Source organism: Sphingomonas albertensis (assembly GCF_014358075.1).
Lineage (GTDB): Bacteria > Pseudomonadota > Alphaproteobacteria > Sphingomonadales > Sphingomonadaceae > Sphingomonas > Sphingomonas albertensis.
Map to the genome: position 1 here is coordinate 12526 of NZ_JACONT010000034.1, position 15739 is coordinate 28264.

The following is a 15739-nucleotide window of genomic DNA, read 5'->3' on the forward strand; positions in this document are numbered from 1 at the left end:
GTTTCTCGCACTAGGTCTCGCCGTGGCGGCTCCCGCCTCGGCGGGAACGGGTGATCTCTCCGCCTATCTGAAGGCCCGCGCCGCCGACGCCGCGGGCAGGCCGGACCTTGCCGCCGCCAGCTATGCCAAGGTGCTGGCGGCATCGCCCGACGATCCCGTCGTCGCGATCCGCGCCTACCGCGAGGCGCTGGAGGCGGGCGACATGCCGCTCGCCACCCGCGCCGTCGCCGTGCTGAACAAGGCGGGCGTTGCCCCCGCCGACGCCGCGCTTCTGCCACTCGCCGATGCCGCGCACGCGAACGACACCAAGGCTGCCGACGCGGCGATCGGCACGCTCGCCACCGGGCCGCTGGTGGTCCTCGCACCCTCGCTCTACGCTTGGGTAGCCCACGCCGAAGGCCGCGATCCCGGCCCCGCGCTCGCCACCGCCGCGAAGGACCCGGTCGCCAATCGATTCGCCACCGAAACCCGCGACCTGATCGCCAAGGCGCCCGCTCGGCAGCCGCTCGCGATCGGCATCTCGCGCCTGCTCGCGCACCTCGCCAGCGACCTCGCGCTCGGCGAACCCTCGCCGCTGTCAATCGCATTGGCTCAGGCATCGCTGCGCGCCGATCCAAGCTACGATCGCGCCCGCATCCTCCTCGCCCATGCGCTGGCCCGCAATGCACTGGTCGATCGCGCGCTCGTCGTCCTCGATCAGGTCGGGCCGAAAAGCCCGTTCGCGGTCGCCGCGGCCGCCGAACGGATCGACATCCTCGCCAATGCCGACCGCGACGGCGAAGCGCTCGCCGCCGCCAAGAACCGCGTCGATCAGCCGGGCGCGGACGCGGCGGACTGGCAGCGCTATGCCGACCTCCTCCTGACCACCGGCAACCCCGCCGAAGCCGCCACGTGGTACCAGCGCATCATCGCCGCGGACGGCAAGTCCGGCGGCAGCTGGGGCGCCTGGCTCCAATATGGCGGCGCGCTCGACCAAGCCGGCCGCTGGCCCGAAGCGCGCGATGCGCTCGAAAAAGCCGTCGCCCGCGGCCCCGCGCAACCGCTCGCGCTCAACTATCTCGGCTTCGCGCAGGTCGAGCACGGCGACGACATCCCCGCTTCGATCCGGTTGCTAGAACGCGCCAGCCGCCTCGACCCGACCAACGCCTCGATCACCGACTCGCTAGGCTGGGCCTACCACCTCTCCGGCGACACCGCGCGCGCGCTCCCCCTGCTCGAGCGCGCCGCGCAGGGCGAACCCGCCAATACCGAGATCGGCGACCACCTCGGCGACGCCTATTGGTCCGTCGGCCGCCAATACGAAGCCCGCTACGCCTGGCGCGCCGCGCTCCTAACCGCCGAACCCACCGAAACCGCACGCTTGACCGCAAAGATCGCCAACGGCCTCCCCCCAAAAGCCAGACGCTAAGTCCCTCTGCCACCGGGGAAAGGGAAGGGGAGAGGGGAGGGGCTCGTGCCGCCAATATCCGTCACCCCAGCGAAAGCTGGGGTATCCCACGAGGGACGCGCCGTCTGCCAAACCACGAGACCAGCCTCCGCTGGGATGACGGATGTTTTGTGGCTAAGCCGACGCACAATGCCGAACGCCGGCCCAGCAGCCAAAACCCCGAGACCCGCAATGTCCGCCATCACCGAACCCGCGCCCGCAAAGATCAACCTGGCGCTCCACGTCCGCCGCCGCCGCCCCGACGGCTATCACGACCTCGAAACGCTCTTCGCCTTCGCTACCGACGGCGACCTGATCACGGTAGAAGCAGCCCAAACCAACACCCTGACCATAACCGGCCCCTTCGCCGCAGCGCTCCTGCCAGTCTCAAACTCAACCCCCTATACCACCGCGGCGAAGGCCGGGACCCAGTTGGGAGCGGACAATGAAGACGCGTACGGCTCGCTCAACGCCGCCCCAAGCCACGCCCCTTGGAACGGCAACCTAGTAACCGCGGCAGCCGACGCCTTCACCGCCGCGTTCGCCCTAGGCACCTACCACGCCATAACCCTCGAAAAGCACCTCCCCATCGCCTCGGGCATAGGCGGAGGATCAGCCGACGCCGCCGCCACGCTCCGCGCGCTGGCTTGCCTTCACGGCGTCCCGTCAAGCCACCCCCGCCTTCACGAAATCGCCGCAAAGCTCGGCGCCGACGTCCCCGCCTGCCTCGCCAACCGCACCACGCTCGGCACCGGCAAGGGCGACACCCTTACCAATCTCGAAGGCCTATCGGGCACCCCACTTCTCCTGATAAATCCCGGCGTCGCGGTCTCCACAGCCGCCGTCTTCAAGACCTGGGACGGCCAGGACCGAGGCCCGATCCCTGAAGGCGACCTCCTCGCGCGCGCCCTCGGAGGCCGCAACGACCTTGAGCTGCCCGCGCTAGCGCTCGCCCCCGAAATTGCGGAAGTGCGCACCCTTCTCGACGCGGCGCACGGAGTCCTCCTGGCCAGAATGTCCGGCTCCGGCGCCACCTGCTTCGCCCTGTTCGAAACCCTTGAAGCCAGAGACGACGCCGCCACCGGCACCCGAGCCCACGGCTGGTGGACCCTCGCAACCATGCTCGCCTGATTAAACCCAACCCCGAATAAGCCCGATCCCCAATAAAGACTGAGCGGATCTCGATCAAAGATCGCCGCCTCTCCCGTCATTCCCGCGGAAGCGGGAACCCATATCGGCTGGCGTCGCAACAGGATCGCTAGCCTTGAGTTTATAGATCCACGCCTGCGCGGGGATGACAACCGGTCACATATCGATGCGGCCAAATCTTGCGGTGCCGCGTAGAGGGCTGGCGCGCCCGCAACCAAACCCCAACCCTTTTCCGCACAAATCCAACGTTCACTACTTGTTCCAGAAGAACAAAGAGAATACATGGTGTTTGACGCGTTGAATGGCACGCGCGCTTGCTTTAGCGATGGGAGCTTATCAATGGCCGCTAATCTGAAAGTGATCGACACCGGCATGGCAACCGCAACCAACGACCGCCAGAAGGCGCTCGACGCCGCACTCGCGCAGATCGACCGCGCGTTCGGCAAGGGCTCGGCGATGCGCCTGGGCTCGAAGGAAACCATGCAGGTCGAGGTCATCTCGACCGGCTCGCTCGGGCTCGACATCGCGCTCGGCGTCGGCGGCCTGCCGCGCGGCCGCGTGATCGAGATCTATGGTCCGGAAAGCTCGGGCAAGACCACGCTCGCGCTCCACGTCATCGCCGAAGCGCAGAAGGGCGGCGGCACCGCGGCGTTCGTCGATGCCGAGCACGCGCTCGACCCGGTCTATGCCAAGAAGCTCGGCGTCAACATCGACGAGCTGATCGTGTCGCAGCCCGACACCGGCGAGCAGGCGCTCGAGATCGTCGACACGCTCGTCCGCTCGAACGCGATCGACGTGCTCGTCGTTGACTCGGTCGCGGCGCTCGTGCCGCGTGCGGAAATCGAGGGCGAGATGGGCGACAGCCATGTCGGCCTCCAGGCCCGCCTCATGTCGCAGTCGCTCCGGAAACTCACCGGCTCGATCAGCCGCTCGCGTTGCATGGTGATCTTCATCAACCAGCTCCGCATGAAGATCGGCGTCATGTACGGTAACCCGGAAACGACGACGGGCGGCAACGCACTGAAGTTCTACGCCTCGGTCCGCCTCGACATCCGCCGCATCGGCGCGATCAAGGCGGGCGAGGAAGTCACCGGCAACCAGACCCGCGTGAAGGTCGTCAAGAACAAGGTCGCGCCGCCGTTCAAGCAGGTCGAGTTCGACATCATGTACGGGCAGGGCGTCTCCAAGCTCGGCGAGATCCTCGATCTCGGCGTGAAGGCTGGCCTCGTCGAGAAGTCGGGTGCGTGGTTCAGCTACGACAGCGTGCGTCTCGGCCAGGGTCGCGAGAACTCGAAGACCTTCCTCAAGGACAACCCCGAAACCGCCGACCGCCTCGAAAAGCAGATCCGCGCGCGCACCGACAAGGTCGCCGAGGAAATGATGGCCGGCCCCGACGCAGAAGACGGCGTATAAGGCTCTTCTTCCCTCTCCCTCCGGGGAGAGGGAGGGGCCCATTGCTCTCGCAATGGGAGGGTGAGGGCACGCGGTTGATCGTGCAGGAGCGTGGCGGCATTGGGCTTGCATCGGCTTTGCGCCGGCGTCGGATTTCTACGTAGGCATCGCACCGCCGCTCCCCCAACACTTCACCCAGGCGAAGGCCGGGGCCCAATTGGAAAGGTGGCAATAACGAAGCGCGATCTTTCGTTACGACCGTCCCCCTACTTGGCCCCGACGTCCGCCGGGGAGGCTGCTCTCACCCAACGGCAGCACCCGCCCCCTTGTTCTCCCGCGAAGGCGGGAGCCCAGTCTGGGTCCCCGCCTTCGCGGGGAAACAAGGAGGCGCAGACCGCCGCATTGAGTGCAGACCCCGCGAAGCCATTTAACGGGCTTAATGAAGCCGCCAAATACCCAGCGCCAAACCCACGCGAGCGTCTATACTTCCCATACTTCACCCCAAACCGCCGCCCCCCGATCCGACCATGAGGCCCCCGACCCATGACCACCGCCTACGACTGGACCGGCCGAATAGGCGACGTCTGGGCCGCGGAATGGCGCCGAACCGACCGCAGCTTCACCAATCTAACGCCGCACCTCAACGCAGCAATCCTCGCCGCCACCCCCCAAACCCGCAAGATCATTGACATAGGCTGCGGTGCCGGAGCAACCACGCTCGCCCTCGCGCAAGCCCTCCCGAACGCGACCGTAACCGGCATAGATCTCTCGCCGACCCTGATCGAGATCGCCAGACACCGCGCCGAAACCCAGGCCAACGCTCGCTTCGAATGCGCCGACATCACCGTCGCCGCCGCGGACCACGCCCCGACAGACCTCTACGTCTCACGCCACGGCGTCATGTTCTTCGCCGACCCCATCGCCGCCTTCGCCACGCTCGCCGAAACCGCCGCTGCCGACGCCTCGCTCGTCTTCTCCTGTTTCGCCGAACGCGCCGCCAATCGCTGGGCCACCGAGACCGTCGCTGCGACCGGCGGCGATTCCGACGCTCCTGCCAGCACCGCACCCGGCCCCTTCGCGTTCGCCGATCCGGCATATGTCGCCGGAATCCTAGCAACCGCAGGCTGGCGTGTCGCTCCACCCCAGCGCCTCGACTTTGCCTACCGCGCAGGCGAGGGCACCGATCCCGTGGCCGACGCCGTCGACTATTTCCGCCGCATAGGCCCGGCCGCCTCCGCCATCCGCGACGCCGCCTCCGAGGAACGCGAGCGCCACATCGCGCGTCTCACAGACGTCTGCGCACGTCACAGCGATGGCGACACGGTGGAATTTCCCGCGGTCGCCTGGATCTGGACCGCGCACAAATCAGCGATTTAGAAAAACAGGCGGAGCCAACATGATTATCGTCCACCACCTCGAAAACTCGCGATCGCAGCGCATTTTGTGGATGCTCGAGGAGCTCGGCCTCCCTTACGAAATCAAGCGCTACGAGCGGAACAAGCAGACCATGCTGGCCCCGCCAGAACTCAAGAAGGTCCATCCGCTCGGCAAGTCGCCGGTGATCGAGGATGACGGCCAAGTGATCGCCGAGACCGGCGCGATCGTCGAATATCTCGTCGACAAGGCGGACGGGAAGCTCGGCGCCCCCGCGAACCGTACCGACGCGCTACGCTACCGTTTCTGGCTACATTATGCGGAAGGCTCGATGATGCCGCCGTTGCTGCTGAAACTGGTCCTCGCGCGCATCCCGATCATGGGCAAGGTCGCGGTCAAGAAAATCCAGCCAATGATCGACGTCCACCTCGACTATGTCGAATCCGAACTGTCGCAACGCCCCTGGTTCGCGGGCGCAGAGATGACCGCTGCCGATATCACGATGAGCTTTCCCTTGGAAGCCGCCCGCAGCCGCGGCGGCCTGAACGAGTCCCGCCCCGCGACGATCGCTTGGCTCGCGAAGGTCCACGCCCGTCCGGCGTATCAGGCAGGGCTGAAGAAGGGCGGGCCGTACGCCTACGCTTGAGGGCTGCAGATCAGGAACCGAGCCGAGGCTGAGAACGCAACCTTCCCCTATATACCTCTCCGGCGAAGGGCGGGGCCCAGGTGGAAAGGTTGGAGTAACGAGGCGCGGCGGTCACGATTCGCGTCTCCCAACTGGACCCCGGCCTCCGCCGGGGCGGTACTTCGTCATTGGTCCGCCAGCTAAAAGGGGCATCCTTGAGATGTCATCGGTTCAACATCGCCGTCCAACTTCAAACCTGCCCCGGCCCGATCTTCTCGTAGCTGTCCACATTCACCTTCGGCCCATGCCCGGTCGGCGCCACCGGCGGATCACGGTCGGCCGGCTCACGCTCGTCGAGCCCGCCTTCCCATTTCGCCACCACGGTCGCCGCCACGGCATTGCCAATGACGTTCGTCGCAGACCGCCCCATATCGAGGAAATGATCCACCGCCAGGATCAGCAAGATCCCAGCCTCCGGGATCTTGAACATCGACAGCGTCCCCGCGATCACCACCAGCGACGCGCGCGGCACCCCCGCGATGCCCTTCGACGTCACCATCAGCACCAGCAGCATCGCGATCTGCTGCCCGATCGGCATGTGGATGCCGTAGGCCTGCGCGATGAACAGCGACGCGAACGTCATGTACATCATCGACCCGTCGAGATTGAACGAATAGCCGAGCGGCAGCACGAAGCTCGCGATCCGCGGCGGCACGCCGAACCGGTCGAGCGCCTCCAGCGTCCGCGGATACGCTGCCTCGGACGACGCCGCCGAGAACGCCAGGATCAACGGATCGCGAATATACCGCACTAGCAACCGCGTCCGCGGTCCGATCAGCAGGAACGCGATCCCGATCAGCATCGCCCACAACAGCGCCAGCCCGATATAGAAAGTCAGCATGAAATAGCCGAGCTGGCCGAGGATGGTCGGCCCCCGCTCGGCGAGCGTCGCGGTTACCGCCGCAAACACCGCGAACGGCGCGAACCGCATCACGTAGTTGGTGATCTGGAGCATCACCGCGACCAGCGCCTCGATCGCCTTCACGAGCGGCGCCGCTTTCTCCCCTACCGCGGTAATCGCGACGCCCACGAACACCGAGAACACGACGATCTGCAAGATTTCGTTGCTCGCCATCGCCGCGATCATCGAATCCGGCACGATATGCGAGATGAATTTGGCGAGATCGAACGCCGCGGCATCGACTCCGCTCGACGCGGTCGCCGGCGGGATCGCGAGTTCCAGCCCGACGCCCGGCTGCAACACATTGACCAGGATCATGCCCAGGGTGAGCGACAACAGGCTCGCGCAGATGAACCAGCCGAGGCTGCGCAATCCGACCCGCCCGAGCGCGCCGGTATCCCCCATATGCGCGATCCCGACCACCAGCGTGGAGAACACCAGCGGCGCGATGATCATCTTGATCAGCCGCAGGAACAGCGACGTCACGATCGAGAAATACCCGGCGATGTCCTTCAATTGCGCGGCGGACTCGGCCGTGCCGTCGTCGATCGTCGCGTTCAGAACCCAGCCGACGACCATCCCCGCGACGAGGCCGAACAAGATGTAATAGGTTAGCCGCTTGGCCATTAATCGCTCCCGAGACTTGGCGACAGGGAAGGGGATTGCGGCGCCCGGGTCAAGGACCCTATCGTCCGGCGATGTCGACCACCCCCCGTAAATCCGCCGTCGGTCCCTCGCGCCGCGACCTGCTGAGCCTTGTGATGGCGGCCCCGCTGCTGTCGATCCCCGCGATCCTTCGCGCCGCCGAGCCGGACCTGTCGGCGCTGTCCGACATCACCGGCGCGAGCAGGCCGATCGATGCCGCCGAACGCACCGCAAGGCTGGCCCGCGCGCAATCGCTGATGAAGGCGGCCGGCATCGGCGCGGTGCTGATCGAGCCGGGATCGTCGATGATCTACTTCACCGGCGTTCGCTGGCACACGAGCGAGCGGCTGACGCTGGCGGTCCTGCCGGTCGAGGGGGAGCCGTGCATCGTCACGCCGTTTTTCGAGGAGCCGTCGGTGCGCGAAACGCTCGCCGTCCCCGCCGAGGTGCGCGTCTGGCAGGAGGACGAGAACCCGCTCGCCGTGGTCGCGGGTTTCCTGCGCGACCGCAAGCTCGCCACGCGGCCGATCGGGCTGGAGGCGGAAGTGCGCTATTTCGCCTATGCCGGCCTCCAGCGCGTGCTTCCCGAGGCGAAGATCGTCTCCGCCGACCCGGTCGTCCGCGCCTGCCGGATGATCAAGACGCCCGCAGAGATCGCGCTGATGCAGGCGGCGACCGAGGTCACGCTCGCCGCCTATCGCTGGACCTACGCGCGGGTCGAGAAGGGCATGACCGGCCCCGAGATCGGCGCGCTGATGAATGCCGCGACCCGCAAGCTTGGCGGCGCACCCGAATTCGCGCTGGCGCTGATCGGCGAGGCATCGGCCTATCCGCACGGCAGCCGCGAGATCCACCGCGTCGCCGACGGTCAGGTCGTCCTGATGGACTGCGGCTGCACCGTGCAGGGCTATCAGTCCGACATCTCGCGGACCTGGGTCCACGGCACCGCGACGGCCGACCAGCGCAAAACCTGGGACCAGGTCGCCCGCGGCCAGCAGATCGCGTTCGCCGCGGCGAAGATCGGCGCGACAGCGGGCAGCGTCGATGACGCGGTCCGCCGACATTACGAAACGCTCGGCTACGGCCCCGGCTACAAGCTTCCCGGCCTGTCGCACCGCACCGGCCATGGCATCGGCATGGACGGCCACGAACCCGTCAATCTCGTCCGCGGCGAGACAACGAAGCTCGCGGCCGGGATGTGCTTTTCCGATGAGCCGGGTATCTACATCCCCGGCAAATACGGCGTCCGCATCGAGGATTGCTTCCACATGACCGACGCCGGCCCGAAATGGTTCAGCGAACCACCCAAGTCGATCGACGCACCGCTCTGAGGAAGGGGACGACATGAAACCGCACGCCGCCATCGCGATGATCCTGCTGCTCGGGGCGAGTGCGCCGCCCGGTCCGAAGGCGACGTCGACGCGGCCGCCGATCCGTGTCGGCACGTGTGCCTTCACGACGGTAGGCGTCGTGACTCAGCGACTTGAAGACAATGGTCGTCCAGTCCCCGGCTCCGGATCGAGCATCACCCTGAAGAACGGCGTCTACGGCGTCTCCTACGATCAGGTCGCGGCGGTCCAGCATTCGCGCGTCGGCGACCGGGTGATGACCTGCCTCGCCAAGCTGCCGACGCACTGCCCGCCGGGCGACCAGCGCGGCAAGTGGTACACGACCACCAATCTGCGCACCGACGAGTCTTGGACGCTGCCCGATGCGGAGCACATGTGCGGCGGTGCATGATCGGCTACCCGCCGCTCTCCACCGCCCTACCAATCTCCACCGCCCCGACCAATCTCCACCACCCCGACCAATCTCAACCACCCCGGCGAAGGCCGGGGCCCAATGGGGTGACGAGCATAACGAAGCACGGCGCTCCGTTATTTCCACCTTTCCAATTGGGCCCCGGCCTTCGCCGGGGTGGTGGAGTGCGGGGTAGTGGGTGTGAACGGCGGCGACGGCATCACTCCCTCGTTCTCCCGCGAAGGCGGGAGCCCAGACTGGATCCCCGCCTTCGCGGGGAGACATGCTGCTTGCGGTTCAACGGGATGCCTTGGCCACACCCAACACCTCCACTTGAGCGAACCGCGCCGCTCGCCTAAGTCCCCGCGCATGACATCGACGAACGACATCCGCCGCGGCTTCCTCGACTATTTCGGATCGCAGGGGCACCAGATCGTGCCCAGCGCGCCGCTCGTGCCGCAGAACGACCCGACGCTGATGTTCGTCAACGCCGGGATGGTGCCGTTCAAGAACGTCTTCACCGGCCTCGAATCGCGTCCCTACACCACCGCCACCTCGTCGCAGAAATGTGTCCGCGCAGGCGGCAAGCACAACGATCTCGACAATGTCGGCTACACCGCGCGCCACCATACTTTCTTCGAAATGCTCGGCAATTTTTCGTTCGGCGATTATTTCAAGGAGCAGGCGATCGTCCACGCCTGGACGCTGCTCACGCGCGAATGGGGCCTGTCGCCCGATAAATTGACGGCAACGGTCTACCACACCGACGACGAGGCGTTCGATCTCTGGAAGAAGGTCGCCGGCCTCCCCGATCACCGCATCATCCGCATCCCGACCAAGGACAATTTCTGGTCGATGGGCGACAACGGACCATGCGGGCCATGCTCGGAAATCTTCTACGACCACGGCGACCACATCTTCGGCGGTCCTCCCGGCAGCCCCGACGAGGACGGCGATCGTTTCGTCGAGATATGGAACCTCGTGTTCATGCAATATGAGCAGGAGGATGCCGAGATCGTCGGCAACCTGCCCAAGCCCTCGATCGACACCGGCATGGGGCTCGAGCGCATCGCCGCGGTCATGCAGGGCGTCACCGACAATTACGACACCGACACCTTCAAGGCGCTGATCGCGGCGTCGGGCGCGCTGACGCATACGGCGACCGACGGCGCCAACACCGCCAGCCACCGCGTGATCGCCGATCACCTGCGCACCGCCGGCTTCCTGATCGCGGACGGCGTGCTGCCCGCGAGCGAGGGCCGCGGCTATGTCCTGCGCCGGATCATGCGCCGCGCAATGCGCCACGCGCACATCCTCGGCGCCAAGCAGCCGCTGATGCACCGGCTGGTCCCCGCGCTCGTCACCGAGATGGGCGCCGCCTATCCCGAACTGTCGCGCGCACGCCCGCTGATCGAGGCGACCCTCCAGCAGGAGGAAACGCGCTTCCGCCAGACGCTCGACAAGGGGCTGAAGCTGCTCGACGAAGCGACCACCGGGATGACCGACGGCACGCTGGCGGGCGACGTCGCGTTCAAGCTCTACGACACCTACGGCTTCCCATACGATCTGACCGAGGACGCGCTGCGCGAACGCAACATCGCGGTCGACCGCGAAGGCTTCGACACCGCGATGGCCGAGCAGAAACGCGCCGCCCGCGCCGCTTGGAAGGGCTCGGGCGCAAAGGCCTCGGACGACATCTGGTTCGACATCGTCGAGCAGACCGGCGGCACCGAATTCCTCGGCTACGCATCGGATACGGGCGAGGGTGAAGTTGTCGCACTGGTCAAGGATGGCGCACGCGTCGACCACGCCACCACCGGCGATACGGTCGCGATCGTCGTCAACCAGACGCCCTTCTACGGCGAAAGCGGCGGCCAGGTCGGCGATGCGGGCCACATTTCGAACGACAGCGGCCTGCGCGCGAACGTCACCGAGACGTCGAAGCAGCTCGGCCGCGTGTTCGTCCATCACGCGATCGTCGACGCGGGCGAGATCAAGGTCGGCGACCCGGTCAAGCTCCAGATCGACGTCGCCCGCCGCGCGCAGATCCGCGCCAACCATTCCGCGACGCACCTCCTGCACGAGGCCTTGCGCGAACGTCTCGGCACGCACGTCGCGCAGAAGGGGAGCCTCGTCGCGCCCGATCGCCTGCGCTTCGACTTCTCGCAGCCGGTCGCGATGACCCCCGCCGACATCGCGCAGGTCGAGGCCGACGTAAACGCGCAAGTCCGCGGCAACGGCGCGGTGACGACGCTGCTGATGACCCCCGACGACGCGATCGCGATGGGCGCGATGGCGCTGTTCGGCGAGAAATACGGCGACGAGGTCCGCGTCGTGTCGATGGGCTCGACGGAGGACGGCACCTACTCGATCGAGCTGTGCGGTGGCACGCACGTCAACGCGCTCGGCGACATCGGCCTGTTCAAGGTCGTCGGCGAAGGTGCGGTCTCGAGCGGCATCCGCCGTGTCGAGGCGCTCACCGGCGAAGCGGCGCGCGCCTATTTGACCAGCCGTGACGACCGCCTCCGCGAGGCCGCCGCAGTCCTGAAGTCCACCCCCGACGAGGTCCCAGCACGTGTTGCGTCCCTCCTCGAAGACCGCCGCCGCCTCGAACGCGAACTCGCCGACGCGAAGAAGGCGCTGGCGCTAGGCGGTGGTGGTTCGGGCGAAGCGGCCGGCCCCGAACAGGTCGGCGGCGTCGCGTTCATCGGGCAGGTGCTCAACGACTTCGAAGCCAAGGGTTTGCGCGGCGCAGTCGACGAGGCCAAGCAGCGCCTGGGGTCCGGCATCGCCGTGATGGTAGCGATCAACGACGGCCGCGCCTCGGTCGCGGTCGGTGTGACGGCGGATTTGGTGGCGAGCCACAACGCCGTCGACCTGCTCAAGATCGCGGTGGCCACGCTAGGCGGGCAGGGCGGGGGCGGCCGTCCCGACATGGCGCAGGGTGGTGGTCCTGACGGGGATAAGGCGGCAGAGGCAGTGGCTGCAGTGCGGGCTAAGCTCGAGGCGGCGGGCGCCTGAAACACGCCGCCGTCATACGCTAACCCCAAGCAGTGTTCCCCCGCGGACGCGGGGGCCCAGCTAAATACCGTCAGCGTACGTGGCTCCTGGCCCCCCGCCTTCGCGGGGGAACAACCTTCTACGCTAGATATCCAAAGCCCACCCATCACGCCCCTTAGGATCGAACGGCCCCTCCGCCACGAACCTCACCGCCCCAGCGCGCAACCGAAGCACACTCCAATCCCCCCGCCGGTCGACAGCCTCGAGCGAGCACCCGCAAGCCTCATACGCCGCCACGACCCCAGCCCGCTGCGTCTCCAGCAACCCGGCCAGCACGATCGTCGCCCACACATCCGAAATCGAAGCGATCTCCGGCGCCATCGACACCAGCGGCCCCGCCAGGATATTCGCGATAACCAGATCATACGGCGCCCGCGCCACGATCGCATCGTTCAGTGTGCCATCGGCCACCACCAGATCGATCCCCCCGACCCCGTTGAGCGCCGCATTCTCAGCCGTCACATCGATCGAGACCGGATCGATATCCGTCCCCATCACCGCCGCCGCGGGCCAAAGGTGCGCGGCCGCGAACGCAAGCAGGCCCGTCCCAGTCCCGATATCGACGACATTCGAAAACTCGGCGTCCCCCAACCCGTCGAGCATCGCCAGACACCCGCTGGTCGTCTCGTGGTGCCCCGTCCCGAACGCCCGGCTAGCCTCGATCAGGAACGCCCGCTTGTCCGCCGGCACCGCGCCCGCATGCGCCCCGGTATGCACGAAGAACCGCCCGACCGACAAAGGCTCGAGCCCGGCCTGGCTCATCATCACCCAGTCCGCATCGCCCAGCCGCTCGACCGCGATTGTCGCCCCCGCCGCACTCGGCACCAGCGCGCGCACCGCAGCGACCGTGTCCGCCGCCGGCTCATGCTCGAAATACGCATCGAGCCGCCACGACTCGACGTCATCCTCGATCTCCTCGGTCGTCATCAGCACGGCGTCGCCCGGAATCGCGTCACCCAGATCGCCACTCGCATCGATCGCCTCGGCCTCCGCCCGCGTGCAGGGGAGGGTGAGCTTCCAACTATCGGACATAGCTCGCCCCATTCACGTCGATCACCGATCCGGTCATCGAAGCCGGCGCCTCGAGCGCGCAATAGCGGGCGACCGACGCGACCTCCGCCGGATCCGCAACCTTGCCGAGCGGAATATCCGCCAACAACGCATCCCCCCCCCGGCTCGACAGATAATCCTCCGCCATCCCGGTCATCGTGAACCCCGGGCACACCGCAAACGCCAGAATCCCCTCGCGAGCATAGCCCCGGGCGATCGTCTTGGTCATCGCCACCATCCCCGCCTTCGACGCGGCATAATGCCAATGCGCTGGCGAATCGCCGCGATACGCAGCCCGGCTGGCGATATTGACGATCCGACCACCAACACCCCGAGCCTGCCAATGCAACACCGCCAACCGGCAAAGCTCGGCCGACGCGGTCAGGTTGATGCGCATCGTCCGCTCCCACTGCGCAGTCCAGTCGTCATCGGCGAGCGGCGATGCCTCGAACACGCCAGCATTGTTAACGAGCACATCGATAGCGCCGCCAGCCTGCTCCAGCGCAGCGTTCCACAACGCAGTCGGCCCCGCAGGATCGCTGAAGTCGGCCGGGATACCGCTAGCGGTCCCATGTCCGATAACGGAAGCGCCCGCGTCGGTCAGCGCCGCCTGAATAGCCGCGCCGATACCGCGGCTTGAGCCGGTAAGAAGAATGGTCATCCGCACGCTCTAGCGCCGCAGGCCGTGTCCGTCATCACGCCGAAGAAGGAATGGTTCACGCGGAGACGCGGAGGCGCGGAGATGGTGCGCATTTGGGCGCGGGGCGGGTAATGCCGAGGTTTCGAAGAACCTCCGGTTCCGCTAAAGCCTCCGCGTCTCCGCGCCTCCGCGTGAACCCAACCTTCTTACTCTGCCTCCCCCTCAAGCCACGCTAGCCGAGAACCCGTCCGCCGCCCCGCGCAACACACCGAGCTGGTCGTCGACGTCGCCGAACGCGTGGCCCAGCTGGTCGATCTCCGCCGCCACCGCCTCGGTATCCGCCCGAATCGTCGCGATCGTCATAGACATCGAGTCCGCCGCAAGCGCCGTCTCGTCGACCGCGGCGGTGATCGCGGAGACGGTGCGCGCCTGCGCCTCCATCGCATGGCGGATCCGGTCGGCGCTGTGCTGCACCTCGGTCACCGTCGCCTTGATCCCCGCATTGGTCGCGACCGTCGCCGCGGTCGCCGACTGGATCGCGGCGATCTTCGCGGCGATGTCGTCGGTCGCCCGCGCGGTCTGGCTGGCGAGCGATTTCACTTCCTGCGCCACCACTGCGAAGCCGCGCCCGGCATCGCCCGCCCGCGCCGCCTCGATCGTTGCGTTCAGCGCGAGCAGGTTGGTCTGCCCGGCGATGCTGCGGATCAGCCCGAGGATCGATTCGATCGATTTGGCATGCTCGCTCAGCGCTTCCGATACGCCGACCGCCTCGCCGGTCTGCGCACAGGCGCGGTCGGCGATGGCCGCCGCCGCCTCTACTTCGGTGCGCGCATCCTCGATCGCGCGGATCAGCCCGGCGGTGGTCTGCGCCGCCTCGCGCATCGCCACTGCGGACTGCTCCGCCGCCGCCGCGACTTCGCTCGCCTTGCACAGCATGCCGCGGGTCGAGGCCGATGCCCCCGCCGCCTGCACCCGGATCCGTGCCCCCAGCGCAGCGGTGTGCTCGATCGACGCCGCGATGCTGCCCCGGAACTCGGTTGCGCGCGTCTGACGTTCGACCCGCGCCGCCTCGGCATCGCTGGCGCCGAGATGCGACGCCATGATGTCCGCCTCGATCAGCGCCAGCCGCTGCACCACGTCGCTCAGCGTCCGCATCGCCGACATGTCCGCACCCAGCCGGTCGGCAATCAGGTTCAGGGTGACGCTGTGCGCAAACGCCAGCGACGAGAGCAGCGCGGGCAGGGGGATGCCCGAGCGATGCGAATCCTCCGCATGGCTGATCGCCATCGCCTTCCAGGCGTCGTCGGTGGGCGCGCTATATTGCAGCCGGACATAGTTGCCGCTCGCCGTGATCCGCTGTTCGAGCAGGCCGGGTGTGAAATGACGCCGGATATGCTGCGCCGATTCCAGCGACAGGTAATGCCGCCAGAAGGTTTCGGCGATCTTGCGGTGATCTTCGGGTTCCAGCAGCGCGCTGAGCGTGGCACAGGCCGGCTCGATCAGCCCGTCCCAGTCATAGTCACGAACGCGTTCGCGCAGCGGCCGCTGGTCGCCGCCCCAGTTTCGGGCTGGTACGCGCGCGCCGTCACGTGTCCGTTCGGAACCGGCAGGCTGCCCCCCGTCTTGGATGGGTGGGCTGGAAATCCTCTCCTGATGCTCGATCATCGCCCCCTCCTG

12 protein-coding genes are annotated in these 15739 nt (G+C 67.1%); 8 read left to right on the forward strand and 4 right to left on the reverse strand.

The window, feature by feature from the left end; genetic code table 11:
• Window positions 1–22 precede the first annotated feature (22 nt).
• The 5 genes from H8S47_RS14325 to H8S47_RS14345 all read left to right on the forward strand — a co-directional run bounded on the left by H8S47_RS14325 (window position 23) and on the right by H8S47_RS14345 (window position 5987).
• Complete coding sequence (locus H8S47_RS14325; protein ID WP_187504509.1) at window positions 23–1408, forward strand: tetratricopeptide repeat protein; 1386 nt, start codon at window positions 23–25, stop codon at window positions 1406–1408.
• A gap of 210 nt (window positions 1409–1618) precedes the next feature.
• Complete coding sequence (locus H8S47_RS14330) at window positions 1619–2557, forward strand: 4-(cytidine 5'-diphospho)-2-C-methyl-D-erythritol kinase (protein ID WP_187504510.1); 939 nt, start codon at window positions 1619–1621, stop codon at window positions 2555–2557.
• 357 nt (window positions 2558–2914) lie between these two features.
• Window positions 2915–3988, forward strand: a complete 1074-nt coding sequence (gene recA / locus H8S47_RS14335; protein ID WP_187504511.1) for a recombinase RecA — start codon at window positions 2915–2917, stop codon at window positions 3986–3988.
• A 522-nt stretch (window positions 3989–4510) separates the two neighbouring features.
• Window positions 4511–5344 carry a class I SAM-dependent methyltransferase gene (locus tag H8S47_RS14340; RefSeq protein ID WP_187504512.1) on the forward strand — a complete coding sequence of 278 codons (834 nt, stop codon included), beginning with the start codon at window positions 4511–4513 and terminating at the stop codon, window positions 5342–5344.
• 19 nt (window positions 5345–5363) lie between these two features.
• The gene (locus tag H8S47_RS14345) at window positions 5364–5987 is read left to right on the forward strand and encodes a glutathione S-transferase family protein (RefSeq protein ID WP_187504513.1); all 624 of its coding nucleotides are present in this window, start codon (window positions 5364–5366) and stop codon (window positions 5985–5987) included.
• Window positions 5988–6216: 229 nt separating this feature from the next.
• Here the strand turns inward: H8S47_RS14345 and H8S47_RS14350 are convergent, their stop codons facing one another.
• Complete coding sequence (locus H8S47_RS14350) at window positions 6217–7554, reverse strand: dicarboxylate/amino acid:cation symporter (RefSeq protein WP_187504514.1); 1338 nt, start codon at window positions 7552–7554, stop codon at window positions 6217–6219.
• A gap of 71 nt (window positions 7555–7625) precedes the next feature.
• On the opposite strand from H8S47_RS14350, the gene H8S47_RS14355 reads away from it, so the two are divergent.
• The 3 genes from H8S47_RS14355 to alaS all read left to right on the forward strand — a co-directional run bounded on the left by H8S47_RS14355 (window position 7626) and on the right by alaS (window position 12333).
• Window positions 7626–8903 carry a M24 family metallopeptidase gene (locus H8S47_RS14355; protein ID WP_187504515.1) on the forward strand — a complete coding sequence of 426 codons (1278 nt, stop codon included), beginning with the start codon at window positions 7626–7628 and terminating at the stop codon, window positions 8901–8903.
• Between the two features lie 13 nt (window positions 8904–8916).
• Window positions 8917–9312 carry a hypothetical protein gene (locus tag H8S47_RS14360; protein WP_187504516.1) on the forward strand — a complete coding sequence of 132 codons (396 nt, stop codon included), beginning with the start codon at window positions 8917–8919 and terminating at the stop codon, window positions 9310–9312.
• A 369-nt stretch (window positions 9313–9681) separates the two neighbouring features.
• Complete coding sequence (gene alaS, locus H8S47_RS14365) at window positions 9682–12333, forward strand: alanine--tRNA ligase (protein WP_187504517.1); 2652 nt, start codon at window positions 9682–9684, stop codon at window positions 12331–12333.
• 123 nt (window positions 12334–12456) lie between these two features.
• On the opposite strand, the gene H8S47_RS14370 is transcribed toward alaS, so the two are convergent.
• From H8S47_RS14370 to H8S47_RS14380, 3 genes are all read right to left on the reverse strand, one after another.
• On the reverse strand, window positions 12457–13404 hold the full coding sequence (locus tag H8S47_RS14370; RefSeq protein ID WP_187504518.1) for a 50S ribosomal protein L11 methyltransferase: 948 nt from the start codon (window positions 13402–13404) through the stop codon (window positions 12457–12459).
• A complete protein-coding gene (locus tag H8S47_RS14375; protein WP_187504519.1) occupies window positions 13394–14083 on the reverse strand; it encodes an SDR family NAD(P)-dependent oxidoreductase in 690 nt (229 codons plus the stop codon). Before H8S47_RS14375 ends, H8S47_RS14370 begins: the two co-directional genes overlap by 11 nt.
• Window positions 14084–14284: 201 nt before the next feature.
• The gene (locus tag H8S47_RS14380) at window positions 14285–15727 is read right to left on the reverse strand and encodes a methyl-accepting chemotaxis protein (protein ID WP_187504520.1); all 1443 of its coding nucleotides are present in this window, start codon (window positions 15725–15727) and stop codon (window positions 14285–14287) included.
• Window positions 15728–15739: the final 12 nt, after the last annotated feature.